General features: G+C 65.5%; 16 protein-coding genes. 7 read left to right on the top strand and 9 right to left on the bottom strand.

The window, feature by feature from the left end:
* Positions 1-53 precede the first annotated feature (53 nt).
* From FFS13_RS02195 to FFS13_RS02185, 3 genes are all read right to left on the bottom strand, one after another.
* Positions 54-812 (bottom strand): SDR family NAD(P)-dependent oxidoreductase, encoded by a 759-nt coding sequence (locus FFS13_RS02195; protein ID WP_137817491.1) that lies wholly within the window; start codon positions 810-812, stop codon positions 54-56.
* A 61-nt stretch (positions 813-873) separates the two neighbouring features.
* Complete coding sequence (locus FFS13_RS02190; protein WP_137817490.1) at positions 874-2,253, bottom strand: glutamine synthetase family protein; 1,380 nt, start codon at positions 2,251-2,253, stop codon at positions 874-876.
* An 87-nt stretch (positions 2,254-2,340) separates the two neighbouring features.
* Positions 2,341-3,732: an aspartate aminotransferase family protein gene (locus FFS13_RS02185; protein WP_137817489.1), complete on the bottom strand. Its 1,392-nt coding sequence runs from the start codon at positions 3,730-3,732 to the stop codon at positions 2,341-2,343.
* 124 nt (positions 3,733-3,856) lie between these two features.
* On the opposite strand from FFS13_RS02185, the gene FFS13_RS02180 reads away from it, so the two are divergent.
* On the top strand, positions 3,857-4,636 hold the full coding sequence (locus FFS13_RS02180; RefSeq protein ID WP_137817488.1) for an SDR family NAD(P)-dependent oxidoreductase: 780 nt from the start codon (positions 3,857-3,859) through the stop codon (positions 4,634-4,636).
* A 69-nt stretch (positions 4,637-4,705) separates the two neighbouring features.
* Entirely contained in the window at positions 4,706-5,371 is a 666-nt protein-coding gene (locus FFS13_RS02175; RefSeq protein WP_137817487.1) for a GntR family transcriptional regulator, read from the top strand.
* A 39-nt stretch (positions 5,372-5,410) separates the two neighbouring features.
* Here the strand turns inward: FFS13_RS02175 and FFS13_RS02170 are convergent, their stop codons facing one another.
* The 4 genes from FFS13_RS02170 to uvrD all read right to left on the bottom strand — a co-directional run bounded on the left by FFS13_RS02170 (position 5,411) and on the right by uvrD (position 9,904).
* On the bottom strand, positions 5,411-5,818 hold the full coding sequence (locus FFS13_RS02170; RefSeq protein WP_137817486.1) for an SMI1/KNR4 family protein: 408 nt from the start codon (positions 5,816-5,818) through the stop codon (positions 5,411-5,413).
* 132 nt (positions 5,819-5,950) lie between these two features.
* On the bottom strand, positions 5,951-6,805 hold the full coding sequence (locus FFS13_RS02165; RefSeq protein WP_137817485.1) for a Tim44 domain-containing protein: 855 nt from the start codon (positions 6,803-6,805) through the stop codon (positions 5,951-5,953).
* Positions 6,806-6,917: 112 nt separating this feature from the next.
* Positions 6,918-7,493: a TetR family transcriptional regulator gene (locus FFS13_RS02160; protein ID WP_137817484.1), complete on the bottom strand. Its 576-nt coding sequence runs from the start codon at positions 7,491-7,493 to the stop codon at positions 6,918-6,920.
* Positions 7,494-7,717: 224 nt separating this feature from the next.
* Positions 7,718-9,904: a DNA helicase II gene (gene uvrD, locus FFS13_RS02155; RefSeq protein ID WP_137817483.1), complete on the bottom strand. Its 2,187-nt coding sequence runs from the start codon at positions 9,902-9,904 to the stop codon at positions 7,718-7,720.
* Between the two features lie 200 nt (positions 9,905-10,104).
* Between uvrD and FFS13_RS02150 the strand changes: the two genes are divergently transcribed.
* The gene (locus tag FFS13_RS02150) at positions 10,105-12,990 is read left to right on the top strand and encodes an EAL domain-containing protein (protein ID WP_137817482.1); all 2,886 of its coding nucleotides are present in this window, start codon (positions 10,105-10,107) and stop codon (positions 12,988-12,990) included.
* A gap of 91 nt (positions 12,991-13,081) precedes the next feature.
* On the opposite strand, the gene zwf is transcribed toward FFS13_RS02150, so the two are convergent.
* Positions 13,082-14,506 (bottom strand): glucose-6-phosphate dehydrogenase, encoded by a 1,425-nt coding sequence (zwf, locus tag FFS13_RS02145; protein WP_218568594.1) that lies wholly within the window; start codon positions 14,504-14,506, stop codon positions 13,082-13,084.
* Between the two features lie 271 nt (positions 14,507-14,777).
* Here zwf and hexR point away from each other — a divergent pair, with 271 nt between their 5' ends.
* Both hexR and FFS13_RS02135 read left to right on the top strand, forming a co-directional pair.
* Positions 14,778-15,644, top strand: coding sequence for a transcriptional regulator HexR (gene hexR / locus FFS13_RS02140; RefSeq protein WP_137817480.1), 867 nt, complete (start codon positions 14,778-14,780; stop codon positions 15,642-15,644).
* Between the two features lie 97 nt (positions 15,645-15,741).
* A complete protein-coding gene (locus FFS13_RS02135) occupies positions 15,742-15,966 on the top strand; it encodes a PA3496 family putative envelope integrity protein (protein ID WP_137817479.1) in 225 nt (74 codons plus the stop codon).
* On the opposite strand, the gene FFS13_RS02130 is transcribed toward FFS13_RS02135, so the two are convergent.
* Positions 15,908-16,855: a LysR family transcriptional regulator gene (locus FFS13_RS02130; RefSeq protein ID WP_171006408.1), complete on the bottom strand. Its 948-nt coding sequence runs from the start codon at positions 16,853-16,855 to the stop codon at positions 15,908-15,910. The two genes, FFS13_RS02135 and FFS13_RS02130, sit on opposite strands and share 59 nt — an antisense overlap.
* A gap of 217 nt (positions 16,856-17,072) precedes the next feature.
* Between FFS13_RS02130 and FFS13_RS02125 the strand changes: the two genes are divergently transcribed.
* Entirely contained in the window at positions 17,073-18,491 is a 1,419-nt protein-coding gene (locus tag FFS13_RS02125; protein ID WP_137817477.1) for an acetyl-CoA carboxylase biotin carboxylase subunit, read from the top strand.
* A 10-nt stretch (positions 18,492-18,501) separates the two neighbouring features.
* The gene (gene oadA, locus FFS13_RS02120; protein ID WP_137817476.1) at positions 18,502-20,310 is read left to right on the top strand and encodes a sodium-extruding oxaloacetate decarboxylase subunit alpha; all 1,809 of its coding nucleotides are present in this window, start codon (positions 18,502-18,504) and stop codon (positions 20,308-20,310) included.
* Positions 20,311-20,396 lie beyond the last annotated feature (86 nt).

Raw genomic sequence — 20,396 nt, 5'->3', positions numbered from 1 at the left:
CCGCCGACTCGTCACCCTGGCGCTGGCGGGCAACCTTGCCCGCCCTGGGCAGGTTACTTGCCGGCCGAGAGGCCGAAGTCGATCGCCAGGTTGGCCCCGGTGATGGCTTCGGCGTGGGGCTGGCAGAGAAACCAGACCAGTTCGGCGACTTCATCCGGGCGGATAAAGCGCGCGTCTTGGCCCTGCGGGTAGAGCGCCAGCAGCTGGCGCTTGTAGGCCTTGGGGTTGCCTTCACCGTAGCGCTCGGCCTGGAAGTCGAGCATCGGCGTGGCGATATCCCCCGGCGATACCGTGTTGACCCGGATGCCATCGCTGGCCAGGTCCAGCGCCAGGGTCTTGCCCATCAGGGTCAGGCCGCCCTTGGCCGCGCAATAGGCGGCGGCGTTGCGGTTGCCCTGGTGGCCGGCGTCGCTGGAGATGTTGACTATGCTGCCGCGGCTTTCGCGCAGGTGCGGGATCGCCGCCGAACACATGAAGAAGGCGGCCTTCAGATTGACCGCCATGACCAGGTCGAAGTCCTCCTCGCTGAAGCATTCCACCGGCCCCTCACGCCAGATGCCGGCGGCGTTGACCAGCGCGTCCAGCCGCCCGGTGCGGGCGAGCACGCAGCTGACCAGCTCATGGCAATTGGCCGCCGAGCGCAGGTCGGCCGGCATGCTCGCCGCCAAGGGCAGGCTGGTGCTCAGGGCATGCAGGCCGGCGCCGTCGACGTCGGTGGCGGCCACGCGCCAGCCGCCTTGGGCAAAGCGCTTGGCCAGTGCGCTACCGAGGCCGCCGGCCGCGCCGGTGATAAGAACTACGGGGGTGCTCATCGAAACTCCTTAGTCTGTTCACGCTTATAAAGTTCTGTAGGGAGGGTCTCGCGCCAGCGTGTCACGCCTGGGTCAGGTACCAGCGCCAATCCTGCTCGCCGACCTCGCCCATGAACTCGCGGTATTCGCGGTGCTTGATCGCCAGGAACACCTTGAGGAACTCCTCGCCGAATTGCGCCTTGGCCCACTCCGATTGCTCCAGGGCGCACAGGGCGGTCAGCCAGTCGGTGGGCAGGAATTCGGTGGCCTGGGCATAGCCGTTGCCGCTGATAGGCGCGCCCGGGTCGAGCTGCTGCTTGATGCCCTCATGAATGCCGGCAAGGATCGCCGCCGCCGCCAGGTAGGGGTTGGCGTCGGCGCCGCAGATGCGGTGTTCGATGTGCCGGCTCTTGGCCGGGCCGCCGGGTACGCGGAAGGACACGGTGCGATTGTTCACCCCCCAGCTCTTGGCCAGCGGCGCGTAGCTGTTGGCCTGGAAGCGGCGGAAGGAGTTGGCGTTGGGGCAGAACAGCGCCAGGGAATCCAGCAGGCAGCTCATCATCCCGCCGATGGAGTGGCGTAAGAGCGTGCCGGGCCCGCCTTCAAGGTCGGAAAGCTCCGAGGCATAGAGGTTGTTGCCCTGCTCATCGGCCAGGCTGACGTGCAGGTGCATGCCGCTGCCGGCCTGATCGCCGAACGGCTTGGCCATAAAGCAGGCCTGCAAACCGTGCTTGTTGGCTACGCCCTTGACCAGGCGCTTGTAGCGCACGCCCTCGTCTATCGCCTGCAGGGCATCGAAGCGGTGCTCCAGGGTCAGCTCCAGCTGGCCGGGGGCGTACTCGGAAATCGCCGTGCGTACCGGTAGGCCCTGGGTTTCGCAGGCGGCGTAGAGATCGTCGAGGAACGGCTGGACCTGCTCCAGCTCGGCCACGCCATAGACTTGCGGGGCCTGCGGGCGCACGCCGTTCATTTGCCGCGCAGGCTGCGGCCGGCCATTGGCATCGCGCTGCTGATCGAGCAGGTAGAACTCCAGCTCCACCGCCATCACCGGGTGCAGGCCGTCGGCCTTGAGCCGGTCGATCACCCGCACCAGCGCATGCCGCGGGTCGGCCGGGCTGGCCGGTAGGCCCTGGGTCGGGTGCATGCTCACCTGCAGCTGGCCGGTGGGCTGGGCGCGCCAGGGTTGCAGGCACAGGCTGCCGGGCAGCGGGTAGGTCCAGCAGTCGGCGTCGGCGACTTCCCAGACCAGGCCGGTGTCTTCGACGTCCTCGCCGTTGATGGTCAGCGCCAGGATCGAGCTGGGCAGCGGCCGGCCGTTCTCGTAGATGGCCAGCAGCTCCTCGCGGTGCAGCAGCTTGCCGCGCGGCACGCCATTGGCGTCGATCAGGAACAGCTCGATCAGGCGGACTTCGGGGTGTTGTTCGAGGAAGTCGCGGGCTTCCTGGATGTCGGCGAATTGCATGATGGTGTCTCACGTAGGGTGGCTGGCGTTATCCAGCCACCGGGATGCTGTAGTGGTGGATGAGTACAGCGTCATCCACCCTACGGATTATTCGCGGGCGCCGGGAATCGCCAGCAGTTCGCCCAGGGCCTGGTCGAGGGTGGCGATCAGCCGGTCGACATCGGCCACCGAGGTACTCGGGCAGCACAGGGTCATGTTGTGGAACGGCGTGATCAGGATGCCGCGGTTGATCAGGTACAGGTGCAGGGCCATCTGCAGCTCGTCGTGGAAGGCGGCTTCGGCGGCGGCGCCGGTCTTCGGCGACACCGGGCAGAACTGGAACTCGCTGCGCGCGCCCAGTTCGGTCACCGACCACTTGAGCTCGTGCTGGCCGATCAGGCGGCGGAAGCCGTCGGCCAGGCGCTTGGCCAGCGGCAACATATGCGCGTAGGCGGCCGGGGTCATCACCTGTTCCAGGTTGGCGCGCATGCAGTGCATGGCCAGGGCGTTGGCCGACAGGGTGGTGCCCATGCCGCTGTGGCCATGGCCGTGGCTCTCTTCGCTGGCCTGTTTGCGCGCCTCGGTCATGGCCTCGGCCATGGCCGCGCTGCAGCCGAAGATGCCGCAGGGCACGCCGCCGGCGATCGGCTTGCCGACCACGAAGAAGTCCGGGTCGAGATCCCAGAGCTGGGTACAGCCGCCGATATCGGTGGAGATGGTGTGGGTCTCGTCGATGATCAGCAGACTGCCGTACTTGCGCGTCAGCTCGCGGCATCGCTGCATGAAGCCCGGCTCCGGCAGGACCATGCCGATATTGGTCATCGCCGGCTCGCACAGCAGGGCGCAGACGTCGCCCTGGGCCAGCGCGGCCTCCAGCGCGGCCACGTCGTTGAACGGAATCGAGCGGCTGTACTGGGTCAGGTCGTAGGCCTGGCCGATCAGGCCGGAGCGGTGCATGGTCTCGCCGTCGCGGCAGCGCACCATGACGTCGTCCACCGTGCCGTGGTAGCAGCCGTCGAACACCAGCAGGGTCTTGCGCTGGGTGATAGCCCGCGCCCAGCGCAGCACGTAACGGTTGGAGTCGGTGGCGGTGGCGGTGACCTGCCAGAACGGCAGGCCGAAGCGGGCGGCCAGCAACTCGCCGCAGACCACCGCGTCCTCGCCCGGCAGCATGGTGGTCAGGCCGTTGTTGGCCTGCTCGGCGATGGCCCGGGCGATCGGGTCGGGCGAGTGGCCGAACATGCTGCCGGTATCGCCCAGGCAGAAGTCGAGGTACTCGTGGCCGTCCACATCATAGAAACGCGCACCCTTGGCGCGCTCGACGAACAGCGGATTGGGTGTCGACCAGTCGGCCATCCAGTGCATCGGCACGCCGGCGTACAGCGAGCTGCGCGCGCGCTCGGCCAGGGCCACGGATTTCGGGTTGCGCTCGAGGAAACGCTGGCGCTCGCGGGCGGCGAAGGTTTCCACGGCGTTATGGCGGATACCGCTGGAAGTCATGTTTGAACACCTCGTTCGAATTTCCGAACATTCTTATTTTGTGATCACAAATATGTCAATAGCTGACAATGTAAGCGGCCTTTGTTAGTGTTAATCCTGTTTTGTGATCACAAGAGAAGATGAAATGACTCATTCTGTCTGGCAGGATCAGGTCGCGCTGGTGAGCGGCGCCGGTAGCGAGAGCGGCATCGGCCTGGCGATTGCCCGCCGTCTGGGCCGCGAAGGCGTGCGGGTGCTGCTGACGGCCAGCAGCGCGCGCATCCAGCAACGCGCCGCCGAACTGACGGCCGAGGGTATAGACGCCCGCGCCTGGGTCGCCGACCTCACCGACGAAGCCCAGGTGGCCGAGCTGGCGCGCTGGGCCAGCGAGCAATTCGGCCGCGTCGATATCCTGGTGAATAACGCCGGCATGGCCATGCAGGGCAGCCCGGAGCCCTTCGCCGAGGTGGCGAGCATGGACCTGGCGACCTGGAACCTGACGCTGGCGCGCAACCTGACCACGGCTTTTCTGCTCACCCGCGCCCTGCTGCCGGGCATGCAGGCCCACGGCTACGGGCGCATCGTCAATATCAGCTCGACCACCGGCACCCGCGGCAGCAACCCCGGCGAGGCCGCCTACAGCGCGGCCAAGGCCGGCATGCTCGGCCTGAGCATGGGCCTGGCGCTGGAAGTGGCGAAGCAGGGCATCACCGTCAACAGCGTGGCGCCGGGCTGGATTGGCACAGCTTCCAGTACCGAAGAAGAACGCCACGCCGCGGCCTATACGCCCATAGGCCGCGCCGGACGCCCGGACGAAATCGCCGGCGCCGTGGCCTTCCTCGCTTCCCCCGAGGCCAGCTACATCACCGGCGAATTGCTGGTGGTGGATGGCGGTAACTGTCTGATCGAGAACAAGGCCCCCTGACGATGCGCAACTGCAGCCTGACCCTGAACCAACTGCCGGCGCCGCCGGCCCCTGCACGGTGACGCGAGCATGGCCGACAACCTGCAAGAACAGCTGTACCAACGTCTCCGCGAGGGTCTGCTGGCCGGGCAATTCCAACCCGGCGAACGCCTGAAAATCCGCGACCTGGCTGCCGCCTTGGGCACCAGCCCGATGCCGGTGCGCGCCGCCTTGCAACGCCTGGTGGCCGAGGGCGCGCTGGAGGGCGAGCCGCAGCGCTCGGTGCGCGTCCCGCCGATGACCCGCGAACGCTTTCAGCAGTTATTCCAGGTGCGCCTGGCGCTCGAGGGTCTGGCGGTGGAAACCGCCACGCCGCGCCTGACGCCCAGTGACCTGGCGATCCTGCAGGGCTGTGTCGAGCGGATGGAAAGCGCGCTGGAGCGCCGCGACGTGCGGGGCTATCTGAACGACAACAGCCAGTTTCATCTGACCCTCTACCAAGCCTGCGCCAACCCGGTGCTGCTGCGCATGATCGAAGGGCTGTGGCTGCAGGTCGGGCCGTTCTTCAATCGGCTGTTCACCGAGGCCGACCTGTCGCTGCGCCTCAACGACTTCCACGACGACTGCTTCAAGGCGCTGCAGGCCGGTGACGGCAAGGCCGCGCGGGCGGCCATGGAGCAGGATCTGAGCTACTTCGGGCAGTTCCTGCTCAATCTGCTCAGCCTGGAGGCGAGCAACGGCAAGGTTCGCGTCTGACGCAGAAGCTACAAAGCAGCACCTCGCTGTCGCTGACACTCAGCTTTGCAGCCAGACCTCGCGGGCCCACTTCCACACCGAATCCCAGCTCTCGTCGGTCAGTTCGGCTTCGTCGCCGTCCCACAGCAGCACGGTGCCGTCCAGTTCGACGCAGTAGTAGTTGCCGTGGTCTTCACAGAGCGGAATCAGCTCGCGCGGCAGGCCCAGCGACCAGGCCACCGAGGCCACTTCCGGCAGGTAGGTATGCGATTGCGGGTCGGTCACGGTCACCGGCTCCAGGCGGCCGTAGACCACATCGCTGACCTTGAGCAGAAACTCGCGGAACTCGAAGGGCAGGCTGATCAGCAACTGTTCTTCGATTTCCACCAGCAATTCTTCTTCCGGCAGCTCCAGGGGCACCGGGACTTTCTCATTGAGTTCACGCAGCTCGTCGATCACTTCTTCCATGGCAGAGAACCTCTCACTTGGGATGGCGCGTTTTATACAGTAGCTCGGCGCAAGCGCAATGCCTGCGGTTCGCTGAATAGAAAAACCCCAGCCAAGGCTGGGGTTTCGGTGTAGCGCTAACGTCTGCCAGCTTTAGTCGTTCTGGCGGATACCGGCGACCAGCCACGGCGGGTTGTCGCCATTGCCGCGCTCCATGCGCCAGCTTTCGCTGAAGGCTTCGCCTTGGTCGAAGCGCGAGGTTTTCGCGATGCCGCGGAAGGTCAGGGTGGCCACGGTCTTGTCGGCCAGTTCATCGATGCCGTCCAGCTGCACCTGCAGGTCATCCACATAGGTGGACTGGAAGCCGTCACCGAGGCTGGCGCGTTCTTCCTTGAGGAAACTGAGCATCTGCGGGGTGACGAACTCGGCGATCTTGTCCATCTCGGCTGCATCCCAGTGCTGTTGCAGGGCCAGGAAGTGCTCACGGCCGGCCTCGAGGAAGCGCTGCTGGTTGAACCAGCTCGGGGCGTTGATCACCGGTGCGGCCGCGCTGCTGCTCCCGCCGAAGATCGAGGCTGGTGAAGGCGCATCGGGCACCGGCATTTGCCGCTGGAACGGCGCATGCCCGGCAGCGGCCGGTTGCCCCTGGGCCTGCTGACGGCGACGGGCGGCAATGAAGCGGAAGGCCAGGAAGGCGATCAGGCCGATGATCAGAAAGTCGAAGATCTGCATGCCCTGGAAACCGTCGCCCATGAACATCGAGGCGAGCAGGCCACCGGCGGCGATCCCGGCCAGCGGCCCGAGCCAGCGCGAAGCACCGCTGGCGGCAGCCGGGGCCGCACGGCCCGGAGCGGCGGCCTGGTTGGTGGCCGGCGGGGTGGCCTGGCGGGTTTGGTGGGTCGGCGCCGAGCCGAAGGATTTACCGCCGCCCATGCGTCTGGCATTGGCATCCAGGCTGAGCGTCAGGGCGACGCAAAGCACCATGGCAAGGCTGAGGAAACGCTTCATTGTTGGAGCTCTCTTGATTGATTCAACGCGCGCCATGTTGCACAGGCTGAGTGGCTATGGCCAGCGGCAGAGTGTTTCGGGCTTTTGCCCGCCGGCGTGCAGCGCGGCAAACCTAGGGGCGCAGCAGCAGGAGCAGCGGCGTGCAGCGCAGCTGTCGGCGCAAGAAGGCGCGCAGATCGGCTTCTTCCTCCTGCGGGTGGCGCAGCCAATGGAGGAAGGTGCACAGGTAGGCGGTGCTCAGCAGGCTTTCCTCGATGATCCGGCTGAGGGATTGGTTGTCGCGGCGCGCCGCCTCACGCCACCACTGCACGGTGCGACTGATGCGCAACAGGCCGAGTACCTGCAAGTGCAGATGACCGGGCTCCAGCTTGTACAGCAGCATCTGCGCGGTCACCGCCCGGTGCGCGGCGAGGCTGTTGAGCCAGGCGATCAGCAGTTCTTCCAGGCGTTTTTCGGGGTGCAGCGCCGTCAGGTCAGGTGCCTGGGCGCGTGCCAGCAGGGCGCTGTCCGCACGGTCGAACCAGGCCTCGACCAAGTCGTCTTTTTGCCGGTAATGGCGGGCGATGGCGTCCAGGCCGACCTCCAGTCGCTCGGCGACCGCGAACAGGTGCAAGCGCTCCCAGCCACAGGTTTCGGCCAGTTCAAGGGCGCAGTCGAGAATTTGCTTGGCGCTGGGCGATCGATTCATCGGGCATACCTCGACTTGCAAGTATGAGTCGCGAACCTTGGGCTGTTGACGAAAACGACCAACGGAGCCCTCTGGCTCGGCGGAGTTATCGCCCGGCGCGGGGGTGGCATCGGAAAAGCACAAAACCCGTAGGAGCGGGCCATGCCCGCGAAAGCTCTTGAAGCAAAAGCATCGCGGGCATGGCCCGCTCCTACGAAGAGCTGCGTCTCTTTATGAACAGGCTCTTACGCCGGCTCCAGCTTGGCATAGCCAAGCATCAGCCATTTGCTGCCTTCGTCGGCGAAATTCACCTGCACCCGCGCCTGGGCGCCGGCGCCTTCGAAGTTGAGGATCACCCCTTCGCCGAACAGCGAGTGTTTCACCGCCTGACCGAGGCGGAACTCGGTTTCCGGCACCTCGGCATTGGCGAACATGTTGCTGGTGTTGGCGCCACGGTTACTGCTGCCATAGGGCCGGCTGACGCTGTTGGACAGCCGCACTTCCTGCATCAGCGCCGGCGGAATTTCGCGCACGAAGCGCGAGACCTTGTTGTAGGTCTCGCTGCCATACAGGCGGCGGGTCTCTGCGTAGCTGATGACCAGATACTGCATGGCGCGGGTGATGCCGACATAGGCCAGGCGGCGTTCTTCCTCGAGGCGGCCGGGTTCTTCCAGGCTCATCTTGTGCGGGAACAGGCCTTCTTCCATGCCGACCAGGAACACCTGCGGGAACTCCAGGCCCTTGGCGCTGTGCAGGGTCATCAGCTGCACGCTGTCCTCATGCTCGTCGGCCTGGGTGTCGCCGGCTTCCAGCGAGGCGTGGCCGAGGAACGCCGCCAGCGGCGTTAGATCCTCTTCCTCGTTGTGCTCGAAGGCGCGCGCGGCGCTGACCAATTCTTCCAGGTTCTCCACCCGTGCCTGGCCTTTCTCGCCTTTTTCTTCCTTGTGGTAGCCGATCAGCCCGGACTGCTCGATGACGGTCTGGGTCATCAGGTGCAGCGGCATCTGCATGACCTTGGCCGCGAGGTTCTCGATCAGCTCGACGAAGCCGGCCAGGGCGCCGGCGGCGCGACCGCTCAGGCCCTTGTTGGCAAGCAGCAGGCGAATTGCCTCCCACATCGACACGTCATTGGCGCGGGCGAACTCGCGGATGCTCTCCACGGTCTTCTCGCCGATGCCGCGTGCCGGCACGTTGATCACCCGCTCCAGTGCCGCATCGTTGCCGCGGCCGTCGAGCAGGCGCAGGTAGGCCATGGCGTTCTTGATCTCGGCGCGCTCGAAGAAGCGCTGGCCGCCGTAGATGCGGTAGGGAATCTTCTCGCGCAGCAGCGCCTCTTCCAGCACCCGCGACTGGGCGTTGGAGCGGTAGAGAATGGCGATATCGCGGCGCGCCAAGCCGGTTTTCAGCGCGCTTTCGATGCTTTCCACCACGTAACGCGCTTCATCGTGTTCGTTGAAGGCGGCGTACAGACTGATCGGCTCACCTTCGCCGCCCTCGGTCCACAGCTCCTTGCCGAGGCGCCCGCTGTTGTTGACGATCAGCGCGTTGGCCGCCTTGAGGATGCTCGCGGTGGAGCGGTAGTTCTGCTCCAGGCGGATGGTTTCGGCGTCGGGGAAATCCGCCGAGTATTGATGGATGTTCTCGATCTTCGCCCCACGCCAGCCGTAGATCGACTGATCGTCGTCACCCACCACCATCAGGCTGTCGCCGCCCTTGGCGAGCAGGCGCAGCCAGGCGTACTGCACGGCGTTGGTATCCTGGAACTCGTCGACCAGGATGTGCCGGAAGCGCCGCTGGTAATGCTCGAGCAGGCCCGGATGGTCGCGCCACAGGTCGAGGGCGCGCAGCAGCAGCTCGGAGAAGTCGATCACCCCGGCGCGCAGGCAGGCCGCTTCGTAGGCTTCGTAGATCTTGCGCATGGTGGCGAGGAACAGATCGCCGCTGGCCTGGATATGCTGGGGTCTTAACCCCTCATCCTTTTGCCCGTTGATAAACCACTGGGCCTGGCGCGCCGGCCAGCGCTGTTCGTCCAGGCCGAGGTCGCGGATCACCCGTTTGACCAGCCGCTGCTGGTCGTCGCTGTCGAGAATCTGGAAGCTCTGGCTCAGGCCGGCCTCCTGCCAGTGCGCCCGCAGCAAGCGGTGCGCCAGGCCATGGAAGGTGCCGACCCACATGCCTTGCGGGCTCATGTCGAGGATCTGCTCGATGCGCTGGCGCATCTCGGCCGCGGCCTTGTTGGTGAAGGTCACCGACAGAATCGAGTGTGGCGAGGCATGCTCGACCTGGATCAACCAGGCGATGCGGTGCACCAGCACACGGGTTTTGCCGGAACCAGCGCCGGCCAGGACCAACTGACGGCCCACCGGGGCTGCTACGGCCTGGCGTTGAGCGTCGTTGAGGGAATTCAGCAGAAGGGAGAGATCGTCGCGCATCGCGGCATTCTAGGGGGCCAGGGTAGCCAGGGCAAACGCCAGGCGGCGGATGACCGCTCGGTCAGCCCGACGGCCGCGGCCGCGGCTATCGAAAGTGCGGGCTGGCGCTGCTGAAAATGCCGCACTTCAGCCTTGGGGGATGCCCTGGGCTCGGGTATGCTCCGGCGACGCCTAGGCACGGCATTACAAGAAAATAGCCTATGACCGCTCATTCCAGGACCCTCCCCGCGCAGTCGTCTGCGGACGCCGACCGGGAGATCCGCCAGCTGTTCGCCACCGACATCGCCGTTGAACGCACCCGTCTGCTCTATCAGGGCTCACGGATTCCCACGCTATTCATGCTGCTCAGCGGCCTGGCTTGCGCCTATCTGTTATGGGCCCCGCAGGGTGGCTGGCTGCTCTCCGGCTGGCTGATCGGGCTGATGCTGCTGGCCGTGCTGCGGCTGATTCAGGTGGCGGCCTTCAATGCCGCGCCGCCCTCGCGCCAGGCCAAGCCGCACTGGCGGCGGATGTTCCTGCTCGGCGCCGCGGCTTCCGGGGTGACCCTGGCCATCGGCGCCATCGCCCTGGTGCCGCCGGATGCCTTCCTCCAGCAGGCGCTGATGTTCGGCCTGATCGCCGCGGCCATTCTCTCCGCCAGCATCGCCTATGCGGTCAGCCTCTCGGCTTTTCTGACCTTCGCCGTGCCGTGCCTGCTGCCGGCGGTGGTCTATCTCCTGCTCAGTAGCCAGCCGTTGCAGCAGGGCTGGGGGTTGCTCGGGCTGATTCTGTTCGGCGCGCTACTGGTGGTGGCCTGGCAGGTCAATCGCCTGGTGCAGCGCAGTTTGCTCCAGCGTTTCCACAATCAGGCGCTGATCAGTCACCTGGAATACGCCAAGGCCCAAGCCGAGGGACTCAACGGCGAGCTGGCGCGCGAGGTGGAGCAGCGCCGGCGCGCCGAACGCGAATTGCGCCAGGCCCACGCCGAGCTGGAAATGCGCGTGGCCCAGCGCACCCTGGAGCTGGATGCGGCCAGCCATGCCCTGAGCAAGAGCGAGGAACGCCTGGCCCTGGCGCTGGAGGCCAGCGAGCTGGGCCTGTGGGACTGGAACCTGGTGACCGACCAGGTGCACCACTCGCAGCTCAAGGCGCTGTTCGGCCTCGAGCCGGATGAGGTGAAGGCCATGCTGCGCGATCTTAAACCGCGCCTGCACCCGGAAGACCTGCCCTTGCTGCGGCGCACCCTGGTCGAGCACCTGAAGGGGTTGAGCGACGGCTACCAGATCGAATACCGCGTGCGCCACGCCGACGGCCGGTGGGTGTGGGTCGAGGATCGCGGCCGCGCGGTGGAGCGCGACGCGCAGGGCCAGGTCACCCGCATGCTCGGCACCCGCCGCGATATCAGTAGCTGGAAGGGCCGTGAGGAAGAACAGCGCCTGGCCGCCACCGTATTCGAGGCGGCGAGCGAGGGCATCGTCATCCTCGACCCGGACTACCTGGTACTGGCGGTCAACCGGGCCTATAGCCAGGTCACCGGCTACAGCGCAGACGAAGTGCATGGGCGCAGCGTCGCCCGCTTGATCAGCAGCCGGGCGACGCGCCGCCAGTACGAAGTGATCCGTCAGGAGCTGGAGCTGAGCGGCACTTGGCAGGGCGAGTTGATCGAAACCCGCAAAAACGGTGAGCTCTACCCGCAGTGGTTGCAGCTCAATGTGGTGCGCGACTCGCGTGGGCGGGTCAGTCATATCGTCGGCTTCTTTGCCGACCTGACGGCGCGCCGCGATGCCGAGGAGCGCCTGCGTTACCTGTCGCACTACGACGAACTGACCGGCCTGGCCAACCGCACGCTGTTCAAGGCGCGCCTGCATGAGGCCAGCCAACGCGCGCGGCAGAGCGGGCGCAGCCTGGCGCTGCTGCATATCGACCTGGACCGTTTCAAGCTGTTGAACGACAGCCTCGGCCACGAAGTCGCCGACCAGCTGTTGCGGCAGATGAGCCGGCGCCTGACCCAGGCGGTGCCGGAGGCCGATACCCTGGCGCGGCTCTCCGGCGACGAATTCGCCGTGTTGCTGGATTCCTACGGCAGCCTGTCGAGCCTGGCGCGGATGGCCAGCCGCCTGCTCGCCAAGCTGCGCATGCCGATGACCATCGGCGGTCAGGAGTTGGTGGTCAGCGCGTCCCTCGGCATCAGCCTGCTGCCGGACAATGCGCGGGAAATCTCTGCGCTGATCAGTCAGGCCAACATGGCCATGCAGCACGCCAAGCATCTGGGCGGCAACAGCTTCCAATTCTTCACCGACAACCTGCAGGCCTGCACCCTCGAGCGTCTACAGCTGGAAAACCAGCTGCGCAAAGGCATCGAACTCGGCCAGTTGGAAGTCTTCTACCAGCCCAAGCTGTGCCTGGCCGATGACAGCCTGAATGCCGCCGAAGCCCTGGTGCGCTGGCGTCATCCCGAGTTGGGCCTGGTGCCGCCGGGGGACTTTATCGGGCTGGCCGAGGAGACCGGACTGATCGCGGCGATCGGCGAATTCGTGCTGCGCCAGGCCTGCCGGCAGGCGTGTGAATGGCAGCGCCAGGGGCTGGCGGATATCCGCGTCTCGGTGAACCTCTCGGTGCACCAGTTACGCCAAGGCAACCTGACCAGCCTGGTGCGCCAGGTACTCGAGGAAACCGGCCTGGCGCCGTGCTTCCTGGAGTTGGAGCTGACCGAAAGCCAGCTCCTCGACAACGTCGAGAGCGTCATCGCGACCTTCCAGCAACTGCGCGAGCTGGGCGTGAAGCTGGCGATCGACGACTTCGGCACCGGCTATTCCTCGCTCAGTTACCTCAAGCGCTTCCCGGTGGACTACGTGAAGATCGACCAGACCTTCATCCGCGACCTCTCGGCCAACGGCGAAGACGCCGCCATCACCCGCGCCATCATCGCCATGGCCCACAGCCTGGAGCTGAAGGTGGTCGCCGAAGGCGTGGAAACCCAGGCGCAGATGGACTTCCTCAAGGCCCAGCACTGCGACGAGATTCAGGGCTTCCTGATCAGCCGGCCGCTGGAGGCGGAGGAGTTTGCGCAGCTGTTGCGCGATCAAGCGACGGCGCTGTGGTGGTGACCCGGATTTGCCGTGGGGATAGGCGCGCCGGGTGAACCGCGCCAGGTTAATGACCTCTCCGCGCGGGTTGCACCCTACAAGACTGCTGCGTTCACTCCAGCCACTTGCGCCCTTGCAGTTCCAGCAGGCTCTGCGCCTGTTCGGGGCCGTTGGAGCCGGCCGGGTAGGGGCGCGGGCTCTGGTAGTACTCCAGCCAGCCTTTTAGGATCGGGTCGACCCAGGCCCAGGCGGCTTCCACCTCATCGCGGCGCATAAACAGCGTCGAGTCGCCCTCGATCACGTCCAGCAACAGCCGTTCGTAAGCGTCCCAGCGACGTTTCTGGTGGAAGGCCTGGGCCAGGTTGAGGTCCAGCTCCACCGGAGCCAGGCGCATGCCCTTGCCGGGGGTCTTGCCCATCAGTTGCAGGCTGATGCGTTCTTCCGGTTGCAGGCGGATCAGCAGGCGATTGGCCTGGCCGCCGTCGAACAGGCGATGGGGCACCGGCTTGAACTGGATGACGATCTCCGAAGCCTTCTTCGCCATGCGCTTGCCGGTGCGCAGATAAAACGGCACGGCGGCCCAGCGCCAGTTGTCGATCTCGACCTGGAGGGCGACGAAGGTCTCGGTATCGCTGTCGTTGTCGACATTTTTTTCGAAATAATACGCTGGCACTTCCTGCCCGCCGATCTTCCCGGCGGCGTATTGGCCGCGCACGGTCTTGTCCTGCACATCGAGACCTGAGATAGGTTTGAGGGCCTGCAGAATCTTCAGCTTCTCGTTGCGCACCGCCTCGGCGTCGAAGCGCACCGGCGCCTCCATCGCCACCAGGCAGAGCAGTTGCAGCAGGTGGTTCTGGATCATGTCGCGCATGGCGCCGGAGCGGTCGTAGTAGGCGCCGCGGTTTTCCACGCCGAGGGTTTCGCACACGCTGATCTGCACATGGTCGATATGCCCGGCGCGCCACACCGGCTCGAACAGGGCATTGGCGAAGCGCAGGGCCATCAGGTTCTGCACCGTCTCCTTGCCCAGGTAGTGGTCGATGCGAAACACCCGGGACTCATCGAACACCGCGCCGATCGCCGCGTTGATGGCCTGGGCCGACTCCAGCGAATGGCCGATCGGCTTCTCCAGGACGATGCGCGCGTGCGGCCCGGCCAGGCCGGCGATCGCCAGGTGGGCGGCGATGGCTTCGAACAGATCCGGCGCGGTCGCCAGGTAGTACACCCGCACGCGTTGCTCGGCCTGCCCCAGGTGTTTGGCCAGGCGGCCGAAGTCGGCGCTTTGCGCGGCGTCCATGGCGAAGTAGTCGAGGCGGGCGGCGAAGCTGCTCCAGCTCGGCGCATCGAAATCGGCGCGGGCGACCTGGGCCCGGCAGCGCCGCTCGGCCAGCGCCTGATAGGCCTCGCGCGTCAGCGCACTGCGGGCCAAGGCGAGGATGCGCAGGTCGGGATGCAGGCGGCCGTCGCGGTGCAGGTGATAGAGCGCCGGCAGCAGTTTGTGCAGGGCCAGATCACCGGTACCGCCAAATACCAACATGTCACAAGGGATGGTCAACAAGGGGGCTCCGAGCGCGGTTTACCTGGGCGGGAGGCGGCTCATGTAGTATAACTACAAGCACGCTACAACCCGGCTGAGAACCGCTCAATGCCTGCTGCGCTTGGTGATGCTGCGTTGAAAACCGGCTCGGAATGCTCATTGACTACAGTCAACTCCGCTTCCTCGCCTGTTTTCGCCTTGCCTGACCTGCGCTCGCGACGACATTGAAGAGATTCTCGCCGATCATAACCCATCAACAGAGCCCAGCCCCTTGAACCTCTTGCAACACATTGCCCAGTCGCGTCATCTGTTACGAAAGTCGGAACTCAAGGTCGCCGATCACGTGCTGCTCGACCCCGCGGCGGTGATGCACAGTTCCATGGCCGACTTGGCGCACAGCGTGGGGATCAGCGAGCCGACCATAGTGCGCTTCTGCCGCGCCATCGGCTGCACCGGCTTCCAGGATCTCAAGCTGAAGCTGGCGCAGAGCCTGGCGGCCGGCGCCAGTTTCGGCCAGTTCGCGATCCATGAAGACGACTCGGTGGCGGACTTCAGCCTGAAGATTTTCGACACCACCCTGCACACCCTGATCGAGGTGCGCGAAAAGCTCGATCCGAAGGCCCTGCAGCTCGCCATCGCCGCCTGTTCCCAGGCCCAGCGCGTGGAGTTCTATGGCTTTGGCGCCTCCGGTGCGGTGGCGGCGGATGCCCAGCACAAGTTCTTCCGCCTGCTGCTGACCGCCGCGGCCTATTCCGATCCGCACATGCAGGCGATGTCGGCGGTGACCCTGAAGCCGACCGATGTGGCCATCTGCATCTCGCAATCGGGGCGCTCCAAGGATCTGCTGATCACCGCCAACCTGGTGCGCGAAACCGGCGCGACCCTGATCACCCTGTGTCCGAGCCAAACGCCCTTGGCCGAGCTGGCCACGGTCAACCTGGCCATCGACGTGCAGGAAGACACCGAGATCTACACCCCGCTGACCTCGCGGATCGCCCATCTGGTGGTGATCGACGTGCTGGCGATGGGCGTGGCCATGGCCCGTGGGCCGACCCTGGTCAATCACCTGAAGAGCGTCAAGCGCAGCTTGCGTAGCCTGCGTCTGTCGCCGAAGACGGTGAAGGCGAGCGAAGACTGAAACCGCGCGGTCACCGCAGTTTCATCGCTCTGCCGTCAAAGCGTCACGCCTGCCGCCCATGCTGGTGCTCCCCGCACCTGTTCATGGGAGATCCGAGATGGCTCGTTATGTGGATGACTCGCAGCAGTACGTCAGCTCGGCGGCTAAGACCCGCCGCCAGTTAGAAGATCAGCGCCGTATGGCCTACCGTCGCGCCATCGAAGACTTCACCGAGCAGCGCCGGCTGCGGCAGGAGTTGGCCGATTTCCCCGAGCTGATCGCCGCTAACTACCTGGAGGCGGTCCGGGCAGCGTCCCGGCGAAACGCGCGGCCAGCGCGCTGATCTGCGTGCGTTCGGCGCGGATAAACGCCAGAAACGCCTGACCCACCGGCGACACGCGTTTGCCTCGGGCATGGACCACGCACCAGCTGCGATAGAGCGGCAGCTCCTCCACCGGCAGCTCGCGCAAGAGGCCGGTGGCCAGCTCCAGGCTGACCGCGTGGCGCGGCAGCAGCGCCAGGCCGAGGCCGGCCACCACGCATTCGCGCAGGGCATCCAGCGAGGCCACTTCGAGGGTCTGGGCGAAGTGCGCGTGCTTCTGCTGGAAATACTCCTCGCAGGCCTTGCGCGTGCCGGAACCGGGCTCGCGGATCAGCAGCGGGTAGGGCTCCAGGTCTTTCAGGGTCAGTGGCCCGGCGCTGCACAGCGGATGCTCGGGCGGCGCCACCGCGACTATCGGGTTGTTCAGGAACGGCAGAAACTCCAGGGCCATGTCCTGCGGCACCAGTGACATGATCACCAAGTCGTCGCGGTTGTCGGCGAGGCGCTTGATCACCTGGGCGCGGTTGACCACCGCGAGGTGCAGGTTGACCTCCGGGTGCTGGCGCTTGAAGGCGGCGAACAGGTGCGGCACGAAGTATTTGGCGCTGGATTCCACCGCCAGGTTGAGCTGGCCCTGCAGCGAGCCCTGCAAATCCGAGAGCTGCATATCGAGGTTTTCCAGGCGCTGGAAAATATCTGCGCTGGCGCGTTGCAGCGCGTCGGCGGCGTCGGTCAGGTAGAGCTTCTTGCCGACGTACTCGAACAGCGGCTGCCCCACCAGCTCTTCCAGCTGGCGAATTTGCAGGCTGACCGCCGGCTGGGTCAGGGCCATTTCCTCGGCCGCGCGGCTGTAGGAGCGGCTTTCGCAGACCGCGCGAAACACCTGGAGCTGACGCAAGGTCATGCGCATCAAGGACTTACGCACGGATTTCACCTGTTTATCTATGCTTGGTCGAGTGACTATAAGTCTTTACTAATAGCTAACCCAATAATTATTGATTTTGGTTAATCGGCGCCGGGGGCTAGGGTAACTACGCGAATGGGCTCCAGAATGTGATTCTCGGGCTCGCGCAGGGGTCGACCGGCGGTAAGCGGTCGCCAGTTCACCAGGCCGAGGGAAACCTTCCGTGATCAAGAAAATCCTGATCGCTAACCGTGGCGAGATTGCCGTTCGTATCGTGCGCGCTTGCGCCGAGATGGGCATCCGCTCGGTGGCGGTTTACTCCGATGCCGACCGCATGGCGCTACACGTGAAGCGCGCCGACGAGGCCCACAGCATCGGTGCCGAGCCGCTGGCCGGCTACTTGAACCCGCGCAAGCTGGTCAATCTGGCGGTCGAGACCGGGTGCGATGCGCTGCACCCGGGCTATGGCTTCCTCTCCGAGAACGCCGAGCTGGCGGAGATCTGCGCCGAGCGCGGGATCAAATTCATCGGTCCCAGTGCCGAGGTGATTCGCCGCATGGGCGACAAAACCGAGGCCCGGCGCAGCATGATCGCCGCCGGCGTGCCGGTCACCCCGGGCACCGAAGGCAACGTCGCGGATATCGCCGAGGCCCTGAGGGAAGGCGAGCGCATCGGTTACCCGGTGATGCTCAAGGCCACGTCCGGTGGCGGCGGCCGCGGTATCCGCCGCTGCAACAGCGCCGAGGAGCTGGAGCAGGCCTTCCCGCGGGTGATCTCCGAGGCGACCAAGGCCTTCGGCTCGGCCGAGGTCTTCCTGGAGAAGTGCATCGTCAATCCCAAGCATATCGAGGCGCAGATCCTCGGCGACAGCTTCGGCAACGTGGTGCACCTGTTCGAGCGCGACTGCTCGATTCAGCGGCGCAACCAGAAGCTGATCGAGATCGCCCCGAGCCCGCAACTGACGCCGGAGCAGCGCGCCTATATCGGCGATCTGTCGGTGCGTGCGGCCAAGGCGGTGGGTTACGAGAACGCCGGCACCGTGGAATTCCTGCTCGCCGAAGATGGCGAGCTGTACTTCATGGAGATGAACACCCGGGTGCAGGTGGAACACACCATCACCGAGGAAATCACCGGCATCGACATCGTCCGCGAGCAGATCCGCATCGCCGCAGGCAACCCGCTCTCGGTCAAGCAGGAAGACATCCAGTACCGCGGCTTCGCCTTGCAGTTCCGGATCAACGCCGAGGACCCGAAGAACAACTTCCTGCCCTCGTTCGGCAAGATCACCCGTTACTACGCGCCCGGCGGCCCCGGCGTGCGCACCGACACGGCGATCTACACCGGCTACACCATTCCGCCCTATTACGACTCCATGTGCCTGAAGCTGGTGGTCTGGGCGCTGACCTGGGAAGAGGCGATGGACCGCGGCCTGCGCGCCCTGGACGACATGCGCGTGCAAGGGGTGAAGACCACCGCCGCCTACTACCAGGAAATCCTGCGTAACCCCGAGTTTAGAAGCGGCCAGTTCAACACCAGCTTCGTCGAGAGCCACCCGGAGCTGACCGAGTACTCGATCAAGCGCAACCCATCGCACCTGGCCCTGGCCATCGCCACCGCCATCGCCGCCCACGCCGGCCTGTGAGGAACTGAGTATGACTAAGAAGATCCACGTTACCGACACCATACTGCGTGACGCCCACCAATCGGTGATCGCCACCCGCATGCGCACCGAAGACATGCTGCCGATCTGCGCCAAGCTCGACCAGGTCGGCTACTGGTCGCTGGAAGTCTGGGGCGGCGCGACCTTCGACGCCTGCGTGCGCTTCCTCAAGGAAGACCCCTGGGAGCGCCTGCGCAAGCTGCGCGCGGCGCTGCCCAACACCCGCCTGCAGATGCTCCTGCGCGGGCAGAACCTGCTCGGCTACCGGCATTACAGCGATGACGTGGTCAAGGCCTTCGTCGCCAAGGCCGCGGTCAACGGCATCGACGTGTTCCGCATCTTCGACGCGATGAACGACGTGCGTAACCTGCGGGTGTCCATCGAAGCGGTGAAAGCCGCCGGCAAACATGCGCAAGGCACGCTCTGCTACACCACCAGCCCGGTGCACACCATCGAAGCCTTCGTCGCCCAGGCCAAGCAGATGGAAGCCATGGGCTGCGACTCGGTGGCGATCAAGGACATGGCCGGCCTGCTGACGCCGTACGCCACCGGCGAGCTGGTCAAGGCGCTGAAGGCCGAGCAGTCGCTGCCGGTGTTTATCCATTCCCATGACACCGCCGGCCTGGCCGCCATGTGCCAGCTCAAGGCGATCGAAAACGGCGCCGAGCATATCGACACGGCGATCTCCAGCTTCGCCTGGGGCACCAGCCATCCGGGCACCGAGTCGATGGTCGCCGCGCTCAAGGGCAGCGAGTTCGACACCGGTCTGGACCTGCAACTGCTGCAGGAAATCGGCCTGTACTTCTACGCCGTGCGCAAGAAATACCACCAGTTCGAGAGCGAATTCACCACGGTCGATACCCGCGTACAGGTCAACCAGGTGCCGGGCGGGATGATGTCCAACCTGGCCAACCAGCTGAAGGAACAGGGCGCGCTGAGCCGCATCAACGAGGTATTCGCCGAGATCCCGAGAGTCCGCGCCGACCTCGGGTTCCCGCCGCTGGTGACCCCGACTTCGCAGATAGTTGGGACCCAGGCGGTGTTCAACGTGCTGGCCGGCGAGCGCTACAAGACCATCACCAACGAGGTCAAGCTCTACCTGCAAGGCCGCTACGGCCGCGCCGCCGGCAAGGTCGATGAGCAGCTGCGGCGCCAGGCGATCGGCAGCGAAGACGTGATCGAGGTGCGTCCGGCCGATCTGCTCAAGCCGGAACTGGCCAAGCTGCGCGAAGAGATCGGCGCCCTGGCCAAGTCCGAAGAGGATGTGCTGACCTACGCCATGTTCCCGGACATCGGGCGCAAGTTCCTCGAAGAGCGCGAAGCCGGCACTCTGACGCCGGAGGTGCTGCTGCCGATCCCGGAAGCCGGCGGCGTGGCCGCGGCCAGCGGCGAAGGCGTGCCGACCGAGTTCATCATCGACGTACACGGCGAGAGCTACCGCGTGGACATCACCGGCGTCGGCGTGAAGACCGACGGCAAGCGGCACTTCTACCTGTCCCTCGACGGCATGCCGGAAGAGGTGGTGTTCGAGCCGCTCAACGAGTTCGTCGGTGCCGGCACCGGCAAGCGCAAGCACGCCAGCGCGCCGGGCCATGTCAGCACCACCATGCCGGGCAACATAGTCGAGGTGCTGGTCAAGCAAGGCGACACGGTGAAAGCCGGCCAGGCCGTGCTGATCAGCGAGGCGATGAAGATGGAAACCGAAGTGCAGGCGGGTATCGCCGGCACCGTCACGGCTATCCATGTGGCCAAGGGCGACCGGGTCAACCCGGGCGAGATCCTGGTGGAGATCGAAGCCTGAATCGAAGGCTAAACAGAAGTCCCCTCGGGAGCCGCAAGGCTCCCTTTTTTTGCTCTTTTTATTGGCTCCTCGCGTAAGCGGGGAGC

It is taken from the genome of Pseudomonas sp. 2FG (assembly GCF_005502935.1).
Classification (GTDB): domain Bacteria; phylum Pseudomonadota; class Gammaproteobacteria; order Pseudomonadales; family Pseudomonadaceae; genus Aquipseudomonas.
The sequence above is the reverse complement of the archived record's forward strand: the minus strand, read 5'-3'. Positions and strand labels throughout refer to the sequence as shown.

Coding starts and splice junctions, on each gene's coding strand:
- FFS13_RS02195 (WP_137817491.1), bottom strand. CDS start 812: ATGAGCACCCCCGTAGTTCTTATCACCGGCGCGGCCGGCGGCCTCGGT.
- FFS13_RS02190 (WP_137817490.1), bottom strand. CDS start 2,253: ATGCAATTCGCCGACATCCAGGAAGCCCGCGACTTCCTCGAACAACAC.
- FFS13_RS02185 (WP_137817489.1), bottom strand. CDS start 3,732: ATGACTTCCAGCGGTATCCGCCATAACGCCGTGGAAACCTTCGCCGCC.
- FFS13_RS02180 (WP_137817488.1), top strand. CDS start 3,857: ATGACTCATTCTGTCTGGCAGGATCAGGTCGCGCTGGTGAGCGGCGCC.
- FFS13_RS02175 (WP_137817487.1), top strand. CDS start 4,706: ATGGCCGACAACCTGCAAGAACAGCTGTACCAACGTCTCCGCGAGGGT.
- FFS13_RS02170 (WP_137817486.1), bottom strand. CDS start 5,818: ATGGAAGAAGTGATCGACGAGCTGCGTGAACTCAATGAGAAAGTCCCG.
- FFS13_RS02165 (WP_137817485.1), bottom strand. CDS start 6,805: ATGAAGCGTTTCCTCAGCCTTGCCATGGTGCTTTGCGTCGCCCTGACG.
- FFS13_RS02160 (WP_137817484.1), bottom strand. CDS start 7,493: ATGAATCGATCGCCCAGCGCCAAGCAAATTCTCGACTGCGCCCTTGAA.
- uvrD (WP_137817483.1), bottom strand. CDS start 9,904: ATGCGCGACGATCTCTCCCTTCTGCTGAATTCCCTCAACGACGCTCAA.
- FFS13_RS02150 (WP_137817482.1), top strand. CDS start 10,105: ATGACCGCTCATTCCAGGACCCTCCCCGCGCAGTCGTCTGCGGACGCC.
- zwf (WP_218568594.1), bottom strand. CDS start 14,506: ATGTTGGTATTTGGCGGTACCGGTGATCTGGCCCTGCACAAACTGCTG.
- FFS13_RS02135 (WP_137817479.1), top strand. CDS start 15,742: ATGGCTCGTTATGTGGATGACTCGCAGCAGTACGTCAGCTCGGCGGCT.
- FFS13_RS02130 (WP_171006408.1), bottom strand. CDS start 16,855: ATGCGCATGACCTTGCGTCAGCTCCAGGTGTTTCGCGCGGTCTGCGAA.
- oadA (WP_137817476.1), top strand. CDS start 18,502: ATGACTAAGAAGATCCACGTTACCGACACCATACTGCGTGACGCCCAC.